Annotated in this window: 13 protein-coding genes; 3 read left to right on the top strand and 10 right to left on the bottom strand. The window is 35.1% G+C overall.

Translation table 11 applies throughout. The features are described 5' to 3' along the window. Positions 1-19 precede the first annotated feature (19 nt). Positions 20-1,366 (bottom strand): glycosyltransferase, encoded by a 1,347-nt coding sequence (locus ABJI11_RS05605; protein ID WP_348350262.1) that lies wholly within the window; start codon positions 1,364-1,366, stop codon positions 20-22. Between the two features lie 336 nt (positions 1,367-1,702). Between ABJI11_RS05605 and ABJI11_RS05600 the strand changes: the two genes are divergently transcribed. Further along, positions 1,703-2,137: an endo-arabinase gene (locus ABJI11_RS05600; RefSeq protein WP_348350206.1), complete on the top strand. Its 435-nt coding sequence runs from the start codon at positions 1,703-1,705 to the stop codon at positions 2,135-2,137. Between the two features lies 1 nt (position 2,138). On the opposite strand, the gene ABJI11_RS05595 is transcribed toward ABJI11_RS05600, so the two are convergent. From ABJI11_RS05595 to ABJI11_RS05580, 4 genes are read right to left on the bottom strand one after another with little or no spacing between them, the layout of a single operon-like run. Then, a complete protein-coding gene (locus tag ABJI11_RS05595) occupies positions 2,139-3,212 on the bottom strand; it encodes a PA0069 family radical SAM protein (protein ID WP_348350204.1) in 1,074 nt (357 codons plus the stop codon). 46 nt (positions 3,213-3,258) lie between these two features. Further along, on the bottom strand, positions 3,259-4,815 hold the full coding sequence (locus tag ABJI11_RS05590) for a hypothetical protein (protein WP_348350202.1): 1,557 nt from the start codon (positions 4,813-4,815) through the stop codon (positions 3,259-3,261). Positions 4,816-4,832: 17 nt separating this feature from the next. Beyond that, a complete protein-coding gene (locus ABJI11_RS05585; protein ID WP_348350200.1) occupies positions 4,833-5,615 on the bottom strand; it encodes an enoyl-CoA hydratase-related protein in 783 nt (260 codons plus the stop codon). A gap of 18 nt (positions 5,616-5,633) precedes the next feature. After that, positions 5,634-7,046, bottom strand: coding sequence for an ATP-binding protein (locus ABJI11_RS05580; RefSeq protein WP_348350198.1), 1,413 nt, complete (start codon positions 7,044-7,046; stop codon positions 5,634-5,636). Between the two features lie 225 nt (positions 7,047-7,271). On the opposite strand from ABJI11_RS05580, the gene ABJI11_RS05575 reads away from it, so the two are divergent. After that, positions 7,272-10,523, top strand: coding sequence for a two-component regulator propeller domain-containing protein (locus tag ABJI11_RS05575; protein ID WP_348350196.1), 3,252 nt, complete (start codon positions 7,272-7,274; stop codon positions 10,521-10,523). A gap of 26 nt (positions 10,524-10,549) precedes the next feature. Here ABJI11_RS05575 and ABJI11_RS05570 read toward each other — a convergent pair whose 3' ends face one another. From ABJI11_RS05570 to ABJI11_RS05560, 3 genes are all read right to left on the bottom strand, one after another. After that, on the bottom strand, positions 10,550-11,101 hold the full coding sequence (locus ABJI11_RS05570) for a CopD family protein (protein WP_348350194.1): 552 nt from the start codon (positions 11,099-11,101) through the stop codon (positions 10,550-10,552). Between the two features lie 166 nt (positions 11,102-11,267). After that, entirely contained in the window at positions 11,268-14,393 is a 3,126-nt protein-coding gene (locus ABJI11_RS05565) for a glycosyl hydrolase (RefSeq protein WP_348350192.1), read from the bottom strand. A 107-nt stretch (positions 14,394-14,500) separates the two neighbouring features. Next, complete coding sequence (locus ABJI11_RS05560; RefSeq protein ID WP_348350190.1) at positions 14,501-17,644, bottom strand: glycosyl hydrolase; 3,144 nt, start codon at positions 17,642-17,644, stop codon at positions 14,501-14,503. Between the two features lie 275 nt (positions 17,645-17,919). Here ABJI11_RS05560 and ABJI11_RS05555 point away from each other — a divergent pair, with 275 nt between their 5' ends. Continuing rightward, positions 17,920-19,224: a dienelactone hydrolase gene (locus ABJI11_RS05555; RefSeq protein WP_348350188.1), complete on the top strand. Its 1,305-nt coding sequence runs from the start codon at positions 17,920-17,922 to the stop codon at positions 19,222-19,224. A gap of 1 nt (position 19,225) precedes the next feature. On the opposite strand, the gene ABJI11_RS05550 is transcribed toward ABJI11_RS05555, so the two are convergent. Further along, the gene (locus ABJI11_RS05550) at positions 19,226-19,366 is read right to left on the bottom strand and encodes a hypothetical protein (protein WP_348350186.1); all 141 of its coding nucleotides are present in this window, start codon (positions 19,364-19,366) and stop codon (positions 19,226-19,228) included. Between the two features lie 70 nt (positions 19,367-19,436). Then, positions 19,437-20,471: MATE family efflux transporter (locus ABJI11_RS05545; RefSeq protein WP_348350184.1), on the bottom strand; the 1,035-nt coding region annotated here is incomplete at its 5' end.

Raw genomic sequence — 20,471 nt, 5'->3', positions numbered from 1 at the left:
TTTTATAAAATATAGCACACTATTTCTGTGGCAATTCTCTTGTTAACCAACCACTTCTACTTGCCGTAGCTATTGCATAAGGTGTAATCCAGAAAAGACCGAACGTAAAAAGCACGCTATAGGAGTAAGCCCAAACAGACTCTGACAAAGAGTACCTTTTAGCGTAAAATAATACTGGAAAAGTAGATAACACCAATATACTTACAAAAGTAGAACTTAAGAACAATAGTGGGTGCGTAAACACGAATATTAACATGAACAACACAAATGGGTAGCATAATACAATTCTTGAGAATTGGCTAAAGAATAATAATCTAGTACCTGATTTTGGTCCTTTTCTAAAATTCGTAAATACATACTTAGACATTTGAATATTCTCACGTACATTACTTCTACCCCATCTAATGAACATTTTGTAAAGCCCTTTATATTTTTCAGGAACATTAGTATAAGCAAATGAATTTCTTTGAAACAATACATGAAAACCTTGCTTTAAAATCATATTGGTCATTGCTCTGTCTTCACCAATATCTGAAGCTTGCCCCATGAATGTTTGATTAATCCACTCATCTAAACAACCAAACACTGCTGTAGCTCTGTAAGCTGCTAAAGCTCCTGGCGTACATAATACTGAATTCAATGTACTTTCAGCAGAGCGAACAAACTCAAAACTCAATGCAAAACTCACGTCAAGCATCTTTGGCAGAATTTCTTTCTCATTATTAAGAACACGAATATTACCCGCTACTGCACCACAGTTCTCATCAACAATAAACGGACTAACTAAATTTCTTAGCGTATCCTTGTCTACAATAGAATCACTATCAACAGTTACAAATATTTCACCAGTACCTTCATTGAATCCCCTGTACAGTGCATGGCGCTTACCCATATTCTTAGGTTGCTGACAGATAGAAACTCTATCCCCCAATTCCTTCTTAGCTTCTTGCATCCAAGTCCAAGTATCATCTTTACTACCATCATCAATAGCTAATAATTGAATTTTATCTTCTGGATAATCACTTTCTGCTAAACTCTTTAACGTTGCCCATACTTGTTTTCCTTCGTTATATGCCGGAACAATAACCGTAACTGTTGGTAACTCTTCATCAGAAACAGACGGTATCGCTTTATATTTTAAAAATCTTACAAAAGTGTAAATAAAGAAACTCAATTTAAAAAAGAAAAAAGCTGCAGCTACAATCATGAATATAAATCCAATCATGGAGCTTTTTCTTTCTAAATGCAGTTGAGTGAAATCGTTTTGTAAAATATATGCTAAGTAAGCTGAACCAAACATTAGCACAAATGTACTACCCATTACAAAAACACCCCATGCATTAGCATTTTGAATTAAATGTTTCATTTTAGAAAGAGAACCTTTCTTCTCTTCTTTCTCGGTATTATTTTTCGAATTTTTCATATTTTATTGGGTAGTATTCTCGGTTTATATAAATAGTTCTAATATTTATTTCTTGTGGTATCTACGCTTTGAATTACCTTTTGGATTTTATTTTAACAAAACTTTTTAAAGAATATTTTTACCTTAAACTATTACACACTTTTTAAATTTTACAAACTAATTCAAAACCATAAATTTTTGACCTATATGCAATATTTACCTAATTTTCATGTAGTTATAATTACAATCTAAGAAATAGAGATAATAAGTCTATATTTCATGTATCTAAATACATATCTCATGAAAAATCTTTTACTATTACTTTTTCTCACTGTAAACCTAGCTTACTCACAGACTGATGAAGAAGTGATAATTTCACTTTTAGAAAAAGAATCTTCTACCTGGCGATCAGGAGATATTGAAGCGCATGCTTCTTGTTGGTCTATTCAACCTTACAGTAGAATATTTGTTACTATGGCAGATGGAAATAGTATTGATGTACCACCACTGATGATGATTAATCCTCCAGAAAATATGATTGGTCAGGGCGGAACTTCTAAAAATTCTAATTACAAAATGAATATTGCCGAAAACCATGCTTGGGTAAGTCACGATGAAGAATCTACCAATGCTGACGGCATTACCAATTACACTTATGAAATCCGTATTCTAGAAAAAATAGATGGTAATTGGAAGTTGGTAGGGCAATCTATACACCCGCGCAAAGTAGATTAACCTAAAATAGTTTTAGCTGTCCTTCCTTATGAGATTCGTGTAAACTTGTATTTAGCTTTGGAAAAGATTTATCTTTAAAATAGGTTCGCTTAGCCAACCGAACCATATCATGAATTTGAGTTGCTATTTTACCATCTCCTCTACTACGTACCCCAAATCTACTGTCATTCAAGCTGCCACCGTGACATTCTTGTATTTGATGTAATACTTTTTCTGCTTTGTTGGGTAAGGTTTTACGAATCCAATCTGTAAATATTTCACCGATTGCTCCATTTAATCGAACCACGGTAAATGCCATGGAAACAGCGCCATTTTCTGAAACCGCTTTAGCTAAATTCAAAATCTCATGACTGTTTATTCCCGGAATAATGGGTGCTAACATTGCATTTACAGGAATACCATTTTCAGACAGAACACGTATAGCTTGCAGTCGTTTTTTAATAGTCGTAGTTCTTGGCTCTAATATTCTTCTTGTTTCTTCAGATAAGGAAGTAACCGAAATATTAATGCCTATCAATCCGTATTTATTGAGTTCCTTCAAAATATCTAAATCACGTAATATTAAGGCATTTTTGGTTATAATACCTACCGGATGCTTGTATTTCAAAAACACCTCTAGACATCTTCTAGTCAGTTCAAATTCTTTTTCTGCAGGCTGATAGCAATCTGTATTGCCCGACATGACTATGGTACAAGCTTTCCAACTTTTACTTTTTAATTTTGCTTCCAGTAATTTTGGAGCGTCTTGTTTTATCAGAATTTTCCGTTCAAAGTCCAACCCCGCACTATAGCCCCAAAATTCATGAGCATTTCTGGCATAGCAATAAATGCAGCCGTGCTCACAACCTTGGTACATGTTCATAGAGTAACTCATACCCACATCTGGACTAGTTACTTTATTGACTATCGTTTTCGGAAAAATAGGTAGGTATTGGGTTTTATTCTTATCGGCAACTTCCCCTTCTAAACGGCAAAACTCAAGAAAATCATCTCGTGTTTCGTAGCTATAGGCGGAAAATTTATTGCTGGTATTTTTTTGGGCACCTCTACCTTTTAAAGAAGAGTTAAATTTCATTATTAGGATTTAATCCAAAATTATGGAATAAATCCTAACAATAATTTTATTTAACACCTACTTGAACCAATTGCTTTTTTGTTCCCCTTTTTGCATAAAACATTAATTCATCATTCAGTCTATCTATGTAAGGTGCAGATACCATTAAAGGTAGTCGCGCTTCGGTATCGTCAATAACCTTGTTGTATTTCATATGTCCGTTTTCATCCAAACGAATTAAAAAGACATTTCTATTTCTACTTAATCCTTGTTTAAACATAATACGATCCTCGCTCAATTGTTGCGGATTTTCTGAAGATGTACTAATAAAAAAGTAGGTAGTATTGTTTTTAGTATAAGCACTGTATGAAGCATATGCCCCATCGCCTTGTGTAACCTCTGTTTTATTGATATTTCGTGCCCAGACTAAATCTCCCGTAGCACTCAACTTGGCACTAATAATATCATTATGATGATATCTTGTTACCATTACACGACCACCACTAGAATTAGACTGTACACTTTTACTGGTAAAATATTCTTCTGCATTAAATAGAATATTTCCCTCTTTGGTAATATCCATGCCTTTGAAAACCAAATTTTTAATAGCTTTATCCTCTTCTCGCCCAAATTTATCCATCATAAACTGCTCAGAGAATGGATTAAACTTTTCCGCTTTCAATTCTAAAGATTTTGGATCTAAATTAAAATAAGAAATACCGTTATATCGATTATCCTTTCGATCAGCATAAAAACCGATACATAAAAGTTCATTTCCTTTAAAAATAGGTTTCAGGGATTCTGGAAATTTACCAGGCGTATAGAATGATTGTACGCTTCTACCACTTTTAGAAACTCTAACCATTTCATACTGAAACTTTCGCTCTGTAGCATTAAAACGTTTCTTTTTAAAGTATGCTTTACCTACTAAATAAACATGCTGTAAATCTTTAGAAAAAACTATATTTTCAAAGGCATAATTCTTTTCTTCTACTTCATCAGAAAAATCATGCTCCATCAGTTTATTAAGTCCGGCATCAAACACATGAATATGATGTTGGTCTACTTTTCTCTTCTTATAATGTGTAGTAATGGCAAATGCCGACTTATCATCATTGAATAAAATAGAGGTAGTAAAACCAGAAGAAAAGTTTCTGTTATAAAAATTTCTATCTAAAGGTTGTTCTACAGGGTCAGACGCTATAGATAGCAGGGTTTCTTTTGTAAATTGAAATTGAGAGAAAGGACTTCTATGCACTTCATACTGATAACTTCTAGTATTATAGTTATACTCTAAAAACAACAAATAAACTTGCCCGTTACGTACATAGGCATCTATAAAATTAGCATTTTTAAGTTTATAATTATATTCAGAAACAAGTTCTAAATCTTTATTATAATGCTCAATAAAGTAGCCTTTAGGTCTTAAAACAATTCCTGTATAATAGGCACGTACTATAACAGTACCCTCATTACCATCATCTGCAATGGCAAGCATGTTGGAATATCTATATTTATCGTGAAATTTTTCACCAATAGTATAAGAAACCAATTCTTCTTCTTGGGCAAAAGAGTTTAGAATATTGATTACAAATAAGAATAAAAAAGCGCTACGTTTTAACATAACCAATTTGGTTTATGTCATGAACCTGGAAACTCTGCTTTTCTTTTCTCTAAAAATGCAGTGGTACCTTCGGTAAAATCGTCTGTTCCAAAACAGGCTCCAAAAGCTTCAATTTCCTGCTCATAACCATTTACAGTATTCTTAAAACCAGCATTTACTGCTTTTATTGCATGTGAAATAGCTACAGATGAATTATTGGTTATTCTAGAGATAATTTTATGGCATAGTGGCAATAGATTTTCTTGTGTAGTAACATGGTTTACCAGACCATAGGCGTTTGCTTGCTCTGCAGAAATCATACCCGCGGTCATTATCATTTCCATAGCCCTACCCTTACCCACTAACTGAGGTAAACGTTGTGTACCGCCGTAACCAGGGATAACCCCTAAAGAAACCTCGGGCAAGCCCATTTTAGCGTTATCACTTGCCACTCTAAAATGACATGCCATTGCCAATTCCAATCCGCCACCTAAGGCAAACCCGTTGACCGCTGCAATAACAGGTTTAGATAAATCTTCAACAAAATTGAACAACTGTTTCTGACCCTTGGCCGCTAATTTTTTTCCTTCTTTCTCACTAAAATCCGAAAATTCTGAAATATCTGCACCGGCAACAAATGCCTTTTCTCCACTACCTGTTAAGATTATAGCCTTTACACTTTTGTCCTTTTTCAAATCTTTAAAAGCATCATGTAATTCACCAATAGTCTGCTTGTTTAAGGCATTTAATTTACTAGGGCGGTTGATGGTTACAATTGCTGTAGTATTGTCTTTTTCAATTAGTAAAGTTTCGTATGACATTATTGTTGATTTGTTGAATTATACATTCTCTTTAGGAAACTTAACACAGAACACTGTTCCTTTACCAAGATGAGAAGTGAACTTAATAGTACCCTTATATGTTTCCACAATATTTTTAACCATACCCAAACCTAAGCCCATGCCACTTGTTTTGGTGGTAAACTTAGGTTCAAATATTTTTTCTTCATTATCCTTTTCAATACCATGACCGTTATCTGCCACAGATATTTTAACCATATTGCCCTCAGACGCAACACTGACCAAAACTCTAGGCGATTTAACATCTGGTACTGCTTGTATAGCATTTTTAACCAAATTGGTGACTACACGTATTAGCTGTGTACGATCTAATTTTGCAATTATTTCCTCTTCTTCTGCAATGAAATGAATATACTCTTCATTGAAAATATCCAAGGCAAGTTTTACAATCTTAACAACATTAAGTGTTTCGTTTTGCTGTGCGGGCATCTCGGCAAAATTAGAAAAAGCAGATGCAATGCTGCTCATGGTATCTATTTGCTGAATTAATGTATCTGAATATTCTCTTAATCTTTCATGAATTTGTGGATCATCTGGATTGAATTTACGTTCAAAACTCTGAACCGTTAATCGCATTGGTGTTAGTGGATTTTTAATCTCATGTGCTACTTGTTTCGCCATTTCTCTCCAAGCCTGCTCACGCTCACTTCGAGCTAATTTCACTGCACTTTGTCCCAATTCATCTATCATACCGTTATAAGCGGCAATTAACTTTTCTATTTCTTCTCCGGGATTGTCAATATAAATTTTCTTATTCTGTTTACTTAAGTTCGTTTTACCCATCATTGTAGATATAGTTTCTAAAGAACGAGTAATGTATTTAGATATAAAAAATGCGAATGATATCGCCATTAACAACATCAATAAGTACACACCTAATAATCGCCATAAAAACTCTTTTAATTCACTATCATTGAATGAATTATCTTCAAAATAAGGCAAATTTAAAATTCCGATCGGTTTAAATTTTTGATCCGCTATATATGTAAATGAAGCTTGATATTTATCGCCAGCCAAAGCATTTTCACGTACATAACGTTTAATAGGGCTCACTTCTAATTTATTCAACACTTCCGCATCCAAACACATAGAAATAGAGTCATTGGCAAATTTAGGACGAGAGCTCTTGATTAATTCACCTTCCAGACTATAAATATTAAAATTCATGTTTTGCACAACTGCAATCTCATATATTTCTTTTTTAAAAATTAAATCGAGATTTTCAGTAGTAACAGGGTAAGTGGTTTTTTGAATGGCAAGATCAATACTTTGACGTATTTGCTCCTCTTTACGCTCCATTCTATTTTCATGGTAATCTATATTAATTTCCCTGAACTGATAAACAGTTATACCAAATATTAAAACAGATGCTATTAAGACCAATAATATCATTGATACAAATATTCGTGTCCTAAGAGAAAACTTTGTTAACAAAAGCTATGCGTTTCTTCAAAGTTAGCAAATATCACACCAAAAACAGATAAACCTATAGCTCAGGCGAAAAAACACCAACTTGAATTATGTATTAATGGAAAATATCATTTAATAAAATACATCTTTGAAAGTAATTTCTTACTTTTAAATGCGTTAATATAGAGTAGTTATTTATAGGTTAGCATGTTATTAAAATATTTCCTTACGTCTCTTACCTTTTTTACAATCATTTTCTGTACCCATTGCGTACAATCTCAACAGCAAGAACCTTTATATTTTCAGCACATTCAAGATGGTTTGTCACAAAGTAGTGCCACCGTACTCTTAGAAGATAAATTTGGTTTTTTATGGATTGGCACCCGAAATGGTCTTAATAGATACGATGGTAAAGATTTTGAAATATATACCAAAAGTCTAGATGGTAAAACAGGGCTTAAGCATGAATATATTGTGTCTTTATATGAAGACGGTGAAAATATTATCATCGGCACTAATGAAGGATTAAGTCTTTACAATCGGAGTTTAAATATCATTACTCCTTACCCTTTTATAAATGAAGGTACAACGATTACCAGTGACGTATTTGAAATCATAGTCAAAAAAAATGGTATGCTATGGTTAGGAGGCGAATCTAGCGGTCTTTACAGATACGAACTAGCTACAGGAGAATTGAAACATTTTCCACCACCCAATAACCATATAAAACTTGATAATCCACGTTTAAATAAAGTAGTAAACATTAAAATATTAGATGCTGAGCGTATACTAGCTGTATTTACCTATAATACACTTCTTATTGATTCTGAAATGAATATTCTAAGTGATATTTTAGAAACTGAAGCAATGGTAACAAGTATTGACGTTACAAATAATTCTTTTCTGCTAGGTGCAAGTAACGGTATTTTATACAAATTGGCAGTAGAAAACAATGCAACATATATTAGCAAAGAAAAGGAAGTTAGTTTAGGTTTTGGTATTCGTTCTTTAGAAAGAAACATCAATGGTAACCTATGGATAGGAACGGAGAATAACGGTCTATACATATATTCTGAGGATTTAGAATTGAAAAATCATTTAGAATATGATGTAAAAAAACCTCGCTCATTAGCAGGTAATTCAATTTGGGCATTATTATCTACGCGAAATGGTACCATGTGGGTTGCTCCATACAAAAGTGGACTTAATTTTTACGATAAAGAATATTATAAATTCAAACATATTGAATCTGATCCATTTAACCCTAAATCCTTAAGTAACAAATTGGTTAATTGTTTCTTAGAAGACGATAAAGGTAATATCTGGATTGGTACCGATGGTGGCGGACTAAATTACTGGAATAGATCATCAAACACATTTGACAATTATTCTTTAAAAAACAAAACTTTTAACAGTGATGTAGTTCTATCTATTTTAGAAACAAAAGAAAACCAATTGTGGGCAGGAACATGGACTCATGGGATTTCCGTTTTCGATACAGAAACCAAAAATTATAGCGTACTAACTTCAGAAAACTCTTTTTTGAAGTCTAACATAATAATAGACCTATTAAAAGATAAAAAAGATAGAATATGGATAGTAAATTATTTTGCAGGAGTACAAGTATACGACCCCTCTACAAATACCCATCAAAATATAACGCTCATTTCAGATATTGACGGCACAACAATTAATTCTCTACATAAAATATTTGAAGATAATCTAGGTAACATTTGGATAGGCACTTTAAATTCAGGCTTATTTAAAGTAACAGAAAAAAACAATCAATGGTCAATTGTTCATTACCATACTAAAAATACATTAAGTAATAGATTTGTCAATGTAATCGTTCAAGACGATGAAAACACAATTTGGGTAGGCACCCAAGGTGGACTTCAAAAATATTTACCGGAGACGGATTCCTTTCTAGCAATTACCAAAGAAAATGGTTTAAAAAATGATGCCATAAAAGGAATTATAAATGGTCAAAATAATCATTTATGGCTAAGTACAGAAAACGGCATCATTAGATACAATTCTAAAACAGGTGAAACCATTAATTATGATATTGGTGATGGGTTACAGGGTAAGGAATATATTGCAAGTTCTTCATTAACCACCAAAAAAGATGAATTTGTATTTGGGGGAATAAACGGATTTAACTTATTCACCGCAAGTGAAGTTGAAAAACAAAAAGACACACTAACACTTTTTGTATCTGGACTAAAAATCTTTAACCAACCAGTATTTCCTAATGATGATTTTGAGGTTCTGGACAAAGATATGAGCCAGGTAGATTCTTTAACATTTAGCTATGATCAATCAGTAATTAATATAGATTTTAAAGCTCTGACGTTTAGGCATCCAGAAAATGTCAATTATGCTTTTTATTTAGAGGGGTTTGAAAAGAATTGGAATTATGTGGGCAACAATCCTACTGCTACCTACACCAACTTAAATCCAGGAGAATACATATTAAGAATGAAATCTACCAACTCAGACGGAGTTTGGGTCGACAATGAAATAGATCTTCATATTACCATAACACCACCATATTGGCAAACCTGGTGGTTTAAATTATTAATGATAGCTCTAGTATTATTAATTTTCTATTTAGTACAACATATAAAATTACTTAATATCCGAAAAAATCAAAGAAGACTAGAATTAAAAGTTGATGAACGTACTAAAGAACTACAACATCAAAAAAACCAACTTGAAGTAGCAGCAGATAATTTAAAATCAAAGAACGAAGAAATTCAACGCTTTACATATGCAGTTTCGCATGATTTAAAAAGTCCTTTAGGTAATATTAAAGGGTTAGCCAATTTAATACCATTAGAAATGGATTTAAAAGAAAACCCAGATATAGCTGAGTATTTGAACCTTATTAATATTTCATGTACTAACATGAACGAATTAATATCTGATATTACCGAAATTGCTAGACTTGGTAAAATAGAAAATAAAAATGAGCTATTACACACAAATGAAATACTAGAACTATCTAAAAACCTCATTAAAAGTCAGCTTACTAACAAAAACATAGACCTTTCAATAGCTGAAAATCTACCAGATATTTTCGGGGATCGCAATAGAATAATACAAGTTTTTGGTAATTTTTTAGATAACGCTATTAAATATATGGGAGAGCAACCTAACCCTAAAATAATTGTTGATTTTGAAGAAGATGGTGAAGAAAATATCTTTTTCGTACGCGATAATGGTTTAGGTATGGATGAACCAGCATTAAAAAAATTGTTCACCCCATTTGTACGATTTCACGATAAAATTAAAGGTACAGGTCTAGGTTTGTATATGGTTAAAAAAATAGCATTGTCCCATGGTGGTAACATCATCGCAGAGTCAGAAGGTAAAGGCAAAGGAGCTACTTTTAAACTAATACTTCCTAAGGCTAAGATTGCTGCTAAAAGAGCAAAAGTCTCTATGATCGCTTAATCTATAGAAAATTGTTAATTCAAAAACTATGCCTCTGGATTCTTGTCTCTAATCCTTCTGTAAAGCTTTATTCCCAACATCAATAGTATCCCTAAAACTATAATGCCTACTACTCCAAAAATCCAATTAAAAGAACTCTTCAAAATCACTAAAAAAACTATAGCAAATAGAATTAGCGTGGCTCCTTCATTCCATAACCGCATGAATTTAGAAGTATATTGAATATCATCTTGTTGAAATTTCTTGAAAATTTGGTGGTTTTTTAGATGATACAATATCAGTAACAACACAAAACCAAGTTTTATGTGCATCCAAGGTTGCGATAACCAACCAGGGTAAATAATAAGCAACCAAATTGCAAAAAATACTGCCAATACAGCCGATGGCCAAGTGATGATATACCACAAGCGTTTTGTCATCAACTTTAATTGCTTAGAGAGGATTTCTTTTTCCGGTGATGGTTTTAAATTTGCTTCAATGTGATAGATAAATAATCTAGGGATATAAAAAAGCCCTGCAAACCAAGTTATTACGAAAATGAGATGCAGGGATTTTATATAGTTGTAATATTCTGTCATAAGGCTTATAAAAACAAGTTCAAAATACAAGTTCAAGTGCAAATTCAAAACTCAAACTCAAGTTCAAGAGACTATTTCAAGTGCTGTACTTATTTCTCAGTTCACTTTTTTTCTCAACTCTTATCTTAAACTAGTTCAAAGTTAGTAAAAGCCCATAGAACTTATTTTATAATCTTATAGCACCAACTCCAGCTTCCCACAACTTTTTATTATAGGCGGGAATTGCCGTGTTTTTTAATTGATTACCTCTAGCTTTTAAACCAGTCCATTGTACATCTAACTCAGCCTTACGATCTTTACTTGCTTTGTTCAATCTTGGAATACTACTATTCGTCTGATTGATCATAAATATATATTCTGCAGAAAATTTATTTGGAAAATTCTCAACATCATCATATGCTTGAGATTTACGCTGTACCATGTCAGCGTCCCATGCCTTCATATCTGCAAGTAATTTTTCGCCAGCTGTTATAATCGCAGGGTCCTTAACATTTTTTAATACCCCCTTCAAATCTTTTTGAGCGTCATATAGCTCGTTGATCATAGTATGCATTGTAGTCAACTCTCTTTCTGCGATAGTCATAAAATCATCAAACTCTTCATATTGACCGGGTTTTGTTTCATAGGTAGGTACTTCTTTAATTGTACCTGTTGTGGAAACTGTTTGCCCGTCTACCATTAATTTAAAAGTATATGTACCAAGAGAAGCTTTATGTCCGCTAAATCCAGCTTCAATATACACACCGGGTATACCTGGCATAATTGGGTGTTTCATATCCCATACAAAGCGGTTTAACCCAGTATTCTTACTTAAAACTGGTGCTGGTGGCGCACCGCCTCCATTATGTGGTATGTATGTAGGATCTTTTTCTGAACTAATTGTTCTAATCACCTTACCCTTAGCATCTGAAATCTCTAAGGAAATAGCTGTACTATCTGCTAATTTTGGGAGTTCATAATACAAAACTACTCCGTTGGCAGGGTTAATGCCTTCAAAGGCATCACTCCCCGTAAATGTATCTGAATTGCCACTTAATGGACTCCCCCAGGAACCATTATAAGCGTCTTTAGGTTTTAAAATTTGAAGTCCTTTTTTAGAAGGCTGGTATTGCCCAAGTGCAACAACATCATCAAGAATCCAAAAAGAACGACCTGAAGTAGCAACCACCATATCCCCTTTATGCATTTTTAAATCGGTAATAGGTGTTTTGGGTAAATTCAATTGAAAAGGCTCCCAAGATTTACCACCGTTCCAAGATGCATAAATTCCTTTTTCCGTACCTGCGTAAAGCAAATCTTTTTTAAACTCATCTTCACGAACTACACGCGTAAAAGCACCATATGGAATACCAGAGTTTATAGCAGTCCAAGTTTTACCATAATCTGTTGTCTTATAAAAACCTGGCGTGTAATCATTAAATTTATATCTTGTTGTAGCAATGTAAGCAGTTGCCGGGTCATGGGGAGAAACCTCTATGGCATTGATCAAACATTCCTTTAAACCTTTAGGGGTAACATTTTCCCATGTTTCACCTCCATTTTTGGTTAAATGAACCAGTCCGTCATCACTACCTGTCCAGATATATCCTTTTTCATGTGGAGATTCTAGTATATATGCCAGCGTACCATAATTTTCTGCACCAACGGCTTCATTGGTATACGGACCACCACCGTTACCTTGTTTAGCATCGATATCGCGTGTAAGATCATCAGAAATCTTATCCCAAGTAAGACCCATGTCACGAGTTCTAAAAACATATTGCGCACCGTGATAAAAGGTACCCAATTCATGCGTAGAAGCAATAATAGGAGCGTTCCAATTGAATAAATACTTCATATCTCTGGCCTCGCGACCTAAATATTGAATTGGCGCTTGCATAATCTGTGTTGCCGCTTTTGACTCCATATCCATCACCTCAACAGTACCTAAATATTGCCCACCCATCACGTACCTTGGGTTGTCTGGGTCAAAAGCTAAAAAAGCACTCTCACCACCAGCAGAATCAGTCCAATCTCTAGTTGTAATACTACGGCTACCTGCAGATAAACTAGCGATTTTGACAGACCTATTATCTTGCTGACCACCATAAATATTATAAGGGAATAGATTATCTACACTAATTCTATAAAATTGAGCAGTTGGCATGTTGCTTTGCGTAGACCATGTTTTTGCATAATCGAAAGATACTGAAGCACCGCCATCATCTGCTAAAACCATATTTTTAGAATTGGCAGGATTAATCCATAAATCGTGTGTATCGCCATGAGCAACCTCTACATTCTCCCATGTTTTTCCACCATCTTCAGAACGTAGCGCCGGAGCACTTAAAACATACACCGTGTCTTCATCATTGGGATCTACGAAAACCTCAATATAATACCAAGCACGTTGTACTAACCTATTATCACCACTTATCATAGACCAAGACTCACCTGCATCGTTAGAAACGAACAAGCCGCCTTTATCTGCATCTGAATCACTTTCTATTAAAGCATATACTTTCTCTGAATTTGACGGACTCACAGCTATTGCCATTTTTCCTTTTTCCTCAGGTAGACCTTTATGTATTTTTTTCCAAGTTTCTCCGGCATCGGTAGACTTGTACAATCCACTACCTTCACCTCCACTAATCACTATATTGGGTTTACGTTGATGTTCCCACATAGCGGCATACATAATCTCAGGATAGCTAGCATCCATAGAAAGTTCAGAAGCTCCTGTTAAATTGTTTACAAATAAGGTATTCTTCCACGTCTTACCACCGTCAATAGATTTGTAAATACCGCGTTCAGCATTACCCTCAAAAAGGGCTCCTTGCGCAGCAACATAAACAATATCAGGATTTGTAGGATGAATGATAATTCGAGAAATATGCTGAGTCTTTTCAAGACCCATTTTCTTCCAGGTTTTACCGGCATCTGTAGATTTATACATGCCGTCTCCATAAGATGTCATTACACCACGTGGTGCATGCTCTCCCATACCCACATAAACGATATTAGGGTTAGATGCCGATACGGAAACCGCACCAACTGACCCCAATTCAAAATATCCATCAGAAATATTTTCCCAACGTTGCCCTGCAGATTCTGTTTTCCAAACACCACCACCGGTAGTACCCATATAATAGGTCATAGGATCACCGATAACTCCTGTCGCAGTTACCGAACGCCCACCTCTAAACGGACCAATATTTCTAAACTTTAAGGGTTGAAAATAATCATTAGCATTTTGGGCAAAAGTTATGGTGCTTGCTAATATCACCATAAAAAGGAGTAATTGCTTTTTCATTATTGGATTGTTTGGTCGTTGTTTTAGGTAATCTAAATTGTCTGTTCCAGTGATTTTTATTAGATGATAACATAAATAAAAATCACTAGAATTGACAGTCTTGTACTTTACTTGCTTTCATCAATAAACAAGTAATTCAAATTAAGCTCATTAAAACCTTTATTAAACTCTTGAAGTTCTGATGATATTACGTTATCAAATATTTGAAGTTCCTTATTAATTGCGGTTGTCAATTCATTTTTAACCTCTATATCTTGGTCTGTTGGCTGAAAATTATCCATTGAAACCAATCTATTCAAATGACCCAACTTATTGGTCAATTTAATAGGGAAATTTAAAGGATCTTGATTACTTCTATTTTTAGTCTGGTATAATGCCTTCTCTACTTCGCTAAGCTTATCTTTCATCGTTTCGGCTTTCTCTACCAAATCTTTAGTACGATCATCATCTTTATATTGCTCTGTAAATGAATTCAGCTGCTTAGTAACATTCCTGATTTTCTTTATAGATTGATGTGCGTTCTCGATTGTAGTATTGATATCGGTAATAAAATCGAACTGTTGTTGCATTTCAGCTACCGAGCTTTCCGCTCTTGGATCTGGTAAAATAGTAAACGTTTCATTGTTATTGGTTCCGTTTACGTTTAAATGTACTTTATAGGTACCCGGCACCGCTTTAGCACCATCCAAATTTGCGCCCCATAAAATCATACCTTTTAACTTCGTAGCTCCCTTACCACGCGTGTCCCAAACAAAAGTATTACCTCCTTTTTTTACTGTTAATTTCTTATCCTTCTTCTTCGCTACAGAACTATAATTTGCCAAGGTGTCACCAGCCATACTTGTATAAGTTAACTGAACCGTGTCTTTCTCAGAATAGTTTTTTAGTAAAAAATGTGTAATGACACCATTCTCTAAATTCTGACCTGAAGTTTTAGAAGGCTTCTTGGCTGCCCTACCTTTTGTACGATAAGAATCTTTTGGTTTGAATAAAATGGTATTCGCATTCTTCTTGTTTTCATCTAACTGATGCAACACCGTTAAGTCATCTATAATCCAAAGGCTACGACCTTGGGTAGCCACAATTAAATTATCGTCTTTTATTGTTAAATCTGTAATAGGAACAATTGGCAAGTTCATTTGAAAAGGAGACCAACTAGCACCGTCATTGAACGAAATATACATTCCGGTTTCCGTACCTGCATATAGCAATCCTTTCTTTTTAGGGTCTTCTCTAACCACTCTTGTAAAATGCTCGGCAGGAATACCGTTTGTTATTTTAGTCCACGTTTTACCGTAATCAGTCGTTTTGTATAAATAAGGCTGAAAGTCGCCCAACTTATATCTTGTAGCGGCAACATAGCACGTGCCTTCATCAAAGTTTGAAGGTTCAATGCTATTGATCATATTCCACTCTGGCATGTTTGAAGGCGTCACATTATCCCAAGTTGCACCAGAATCTTTAGAAACATGAATTAATCCGTCATCACTTCCAACCCACAAAAGCCCTTCTTTCAACGGACTCTCGTTTGCCGTGAAAATGGTACAGTAATATTCTACACTAGTATTGTCTTGTGTTATTGGACCACCACTTGTTTTTAACTTGGTAGGATCATTACGAGTTAAATCTCCACTTAAAACTTTCCAACTCTGACCTTCGTTTTCACTAACATGAACATAATTAGAAAAAGTATAAAGCTTCTTAGGGTTATGCTTACTAAAAATTATAGGAAAATTCCATTGAAAGCGATATTTCATTGCTTCGGCTCCGGCACCCATTGGGTTGTCTGGCCAAACATTTATGCCCCTAACCGTATTTCTATCATGATTAACACGAGTTAAAAACCCTCCATAACTACCTCCATATACAATATCGTCATTATTAGGATCAACGGCTATCCAAGCAGATTCTCCACCGGCAGTTTCCTCCCAATTGTTATCATCAATGGTACGCCCATCACTTCTATGATCAATACGTAAAGTTGAATTGTCTTGTTGTGCTACATAAATTCTATACGGAAAAGAGTTATCTGTGGTTACACGGTAAAATTGTGCCGTAGGCTGATTATAATAGGTACTCCACGTTTCACCGCCATCATAAGAAATTTGTGCACCACCATCATCACCAATAATCATACGTTGAGAGTCTTCTGGTGATATCCATAAATCATGATGATCACCATGGGGAGCATTGAATGTATTAAACGATTTTCCACCATCGGTAGATTTATGGTAATTTACATTTAGTACATAAACCACATCTTCATCTTGTGTATCTGCATACACTCTTGTGTAATACCAAGCACGTTGACGTATTTTACGTTCCTCATTTACAACAGACCATGTTTTACCACCATCTTCTGAACGGTACAAACCACCTTTGTCCTTATTTTCTACAATTGCCCAAACCTTTTCTGAATTTTTAGGCGAAACAGCTACACCAATAATACCTAAAGTATCTGTTGGAAAGCCTTCGTTTTTAGAAATCTCTGTCCAAGTTTCACCACTGTCCATACTTTTCCAAAGCGCAGAACCATCTCCACCACTAATCAGGCTATAAGGAGTTCGTTGTGCATGCCAAGTAGAGGCATATAATATTCTTGGGTTGTTAGGGTCAAAGGTCAAATCTACCGCACCCGCTTGTTCGTTAACAAACAGCACCTGTTTCCAATTTTTACCACCATCTGTACTTTTATAAATTCCACGGTCCTTTGTCGGCTTATAGATATCGCCAAGAACTGCTGCATATACCGTATTATAATCTGTAGGATGCACGCGAAGTCGTGGTACATGTCTGCTTTTTTCTAATCCTGCAGATGCCCAAGTTTTACCTCCATCCTCTGTTTTCCAAACTCCGTAACCTGAAGAAACATTACCTCTTAAGGTTTTTTCACCACCACCAACATATATAACATTAGGATCACTTTTAGCTACCTCAACGGCACCGATACTTCCACCGAAATATCCATCAGAGATATTATCCCAGGTACGACCGCCATCCAAGGTTTTCCAAACTCCGCCACCGGCAGCGCCAAAGTAAAATAAATTAGGCTCGCCGGGTACACCGGTAACTGCAGCGGAACGACCACCACGAAACGGACCAACTAATCTATAGTCCAAACTAGAATATAGCTCTTCTGGATACGTTGGTGCAGTACTTTGCGATTTATTTCTTCTTTGAGATAATAACGATAATGGTAATAGAAAACATGCCAGCATGAGTATGCCAGCATTGGTAAGGTACTTTTTCATTTTGATAGTTTGATATTAGTCTTCACTAAAATTAAACATTTTGTTATGCAAATGTTCATTTTAAGATTTTATTAGCATTTATAAACCTACATTATTATTGAATTAAAAATACTTGAAGTGTTTCAGTATTCTTTTCTCAAAAAGTGAGGGTATTTATAGCTATCCCAAAATAGACAGATATCATGAGTTTTTTAAATGACACACATTGAACATATTAAACAAAAAACACTAATTATTTAAAGTATTCTTATATTTAAGGCAGCAAATTGACAATTATGAAATTTAAAATACTTTTGTTTTCGACATCGTTAATCGCTCTCCTATTCAACGGATTAACAATTAATACTGTAAATGCCCAAACCAATGATTTTTTATACGGAGACCAATTACCCGATGCACCAGAACTTAGTGCAAGGGGAGAATTTAACGTTGGTGTACAAACCGTAAACCTAACCAACCCTGATCAAGTAGATATTTTAAATTCAAAAGATGGCAAAGACCCAATCTATGACAGACCTATAACTATTGAAATTTGGTATCCTGCAAAAGTAAGTGATGATGCCAAGACAGTCGTTTATGATGAAGTAATGGGAACAAGGGGCGATACGCTTAGACCATTAACACCATTTACTTTTAAAGGAAGGGCTTACAGAGATGCAGAAGCATTAAAAGGAAATAAATTTCCTTTAGTAGTAGTATCACACGGTTATGTAGGTTCTAGATTTCTAATGACTTACTTAACCGAAAATTTAGCATCTAAAGGATACGTAGTTGCAGCTATTGACCATACGGATTCAACTTTTAAAGATGCCAATGCTTTTCAAAGCACCTTATTAAACAGATCTAAAGACATTCGTTTCGTAATTAATGAAATGGAAAAATTAGGCGCTAAAGGTTCCAAAAATAAAATCGAAGGACTAGTAGATGCTAACAATACCGCAATTATAGGATATTCTATGGGTGGTTACGGAGTTTTAAATGTTGGCGGAGCCGGATATAGTGCTGGCTTAGGTCAATTCTTTACTGGAATGACGGGCGGTAGCACCGCAATATCTGTACATACGGCAGGCAATGCAGCATACGAAAAAATGACCGACCCTAGAATTAAAGCAATTGTAGCATTTGCCCCATGGGGAATGGAGCGCGGCGTTTGGGATGTAGAAGGATTGCAGGGTTTAAAAACACCTACATTCTTTATTGCCGGAAACCAAGATGACATATCAGGTTACGAAAAAGGAATTAAGGCTATTTACAAAGGTGTAATCAATGCAGACAGGTATTTATTGACCTATAGGAATGCAAGACATAATGTAGCACCTAACCCTCCGCCAGCGGAAGCTTTAGCGCCAGGTCTGCATATAGATGAGTACTATAGATACGCAGAACCATCATGGGACCAACGCAAAATGAATAACATCAATCAACATTTTGTAACTGCGTTCATAGGTAAGCATCTTAAAAACCAAGACAACGCCAAGTTTTTAAACGTTCAAGAAGATTCCAATGAAAAAGATTGGACAGGCTTTAAACCTAGATCTTCTACGGGGATGGAGTTGTTACATGCGCAACCCGCTAACTAACTTAGTTTTTAAATTTAGCTGCTTTAGGCCTTTCCTCCTCTAGCAGCTTTATATATGTATTTTGATTTGAAATCAACTCTTTTAGTTTCCATGCCAATAGAAATATTGCACCGGCAATTAATTGCGATAAAATAAAATTCATAGTATGTTCTTAAGCGTTTCTAACGCTACTTACGGAGTAATCTGGAATAGGTTTGGTTTCAAAAAAAGAATTAACCCACAAGGGTTCTACTAATCTCTTTTCGCAAGTAATACCCGGTAACAATAGTTGCAAGAACATCTGCAATGGGGAAAGAAATCCACACCCCAAGTTCTCCTAGATAATTTGGCAGTATTAAGATTAAGGGAATAAAGAAAAAACCTTGTCGGGATAAGGTCAATAACAATGCCGGCACGGGTTTTCCTATAGCTTGAAAATATGCCGCACCAATAAGCTGAAGCGCAATGATAGGCGTAGCAGCAAACACCCAACGCATGGCAGAAGGTGTGTTTTCTAAAACAAAGGCATTGGTAGCAAGTTCCAATTCGCTCATGTCCGGCTTATGGCTTAAAAAAAGTCCGGCTATTTCTGCAGGAAAAATCATGAGTCCCGCAAAAACTAAAGTCGCCAATAGCGCTGCATATTTTATGGCGGTATAAATAGATTCTTTCACCCTATCATATTTCTGGGCACCGTAGTTAAACCCTGCAATTGGTAAAAAGCCTTGTGTGACTCCAAATACAGGAAAAAGGGCAAACATCAACATTCTACCGATAATGGCATAAACAGCTACCATTGCTTCGCCTCCCAGATCAAAAAGAATATTGTTCATCAATAGATAAATAACACTCACAACAGCTTGGCGAGAGAGCGTTACCACCCCAAGTGAACTGATTTCTTTGATTATCGAAAATTTGATACGTAAATACTTCGGACTTAATTTTAATTCTGACTTATCGGACAAGAAAAAGTAAACGATGTACAGAAAGCACAGAAAGTAACTGATAGTTGTAGCCCAAGCGGCGCCCTCCATTCCGTAATCCATCACATTAATTAGCAAATAATCTAAAACTAGATTACCAATGGAAGGAATGATCATAGCGATCATGGCAAATTTTGGCTTGCCTTCTGATCTTATAACGTTATTGCCCATCATATTAAGACCCAAGAACGGCACACCATACAAAACAATAACATAGTAGATTTTAGCCAACTCAAAAATAGAGCCTTTGCCACCAAATGCAGGTATTAACGTATCTACAAAGGT

Source organism: Maribacter sp., assembly GCF_039968975.1.
Classification (GTDB): Bacteria; Bacteroidota; Bacteroidia; order Flavobacteriales; family Flavobacteriaceae; genus Maribacter.
The sequence above is the reverse complement of the archived record's forward strand: the minus strand, read 5'-3'. Positions and strand labels throughout refer to the sequence as shown.

Excerpts from the sequence above, each read along its gene's own strand:
- ABJI11_RS05555 (WP_348350188.1), top strand. The coding sequence starts at position 17,920 with ATGAAATTTAAAATACTTTTGTTTTCGACATCGTTAATCGCTCTCCTA.
- ABJI11_RS05585 (WP_348350200.1), bottom strand. The coding sequence starts at position 5,615 with ATGTCATACGAAACTTTACTAATTGAAAAAGACAATACTACAGCAATT.
- ABJI11_RS05565 (WP_348350192.1), bottom strand. The coding sequence starts at position 14,393 with ATGAAAAAGCAATTACTCCTTTTTATGGTGATATTAGCAAGCACCATA.
- ABJI11_RS05605 (WP_348350262.1), bottom strand. The coding sequence starts at position 1,366 with ATGAAACATTTAATTCAAAATGCTAATGCATGGGGTGTTTTTGTAATG.
- ABJI11_RS05580 (WP_348350198.1), bottom strand. The coding sequence starts at position 7,046 with ATGATATTATTGGTCTTAATAGCATCTGTTTTAATATTTGGTATAACT.
- ABJI11_RS05570 (WP_348350194.1), bottom strand. The coding sequence starts at position 11,101 with ATGACAGAATATTACAACTATATAAAATCCCTGCATCTCATTTTCGTA.
- ABJI11_RS05595 (WP_348350204.1), bottom strand. The coding sequence starts at position 3,212 with ATGAAATTTAACTCTTCTTTAAAAGGTAGAGGTGCCCAAAAAAATACC.
- ABJI11_RS05575 (WP_348350196.1), top strand. The coding sequence starts at position 7,272 with ATGTTATTAAAATATTTCCTTACGTCTCTTACCTTTTTTACAATCATT.
- ABJI11_RS05600 (WP_348350206.1), top strand. The coding sequence starts at position 1,703 with ATGAAAAATCTTTTACTATTACTTTTTCTCACTGTAAACCTAGCTTAC.
- ABJI11_RS05560 (WP_348350190.1), bottom strand. The coding sequence starts at position 17,644 with ATGAAAAAGTACCTTACCAATGCTGGCATACTCATGCTGGCATGTTTT.
- ABJI11_RS05550 (WP_348350186.1), bottom strand. The coding sequence starts at position 19,366 with ATGAATTTTATTTTATCGCAATTAATTGCCGGTGCAATATTTCTATTG.
- ABJI11_RS05590 (WP_348350202.1), bottom strand. The coding sequence starts at position 4,815 with ATGTTAAAACGTAGCGCTTTTTTATTCTTATTTGTAATCAATATTCTA.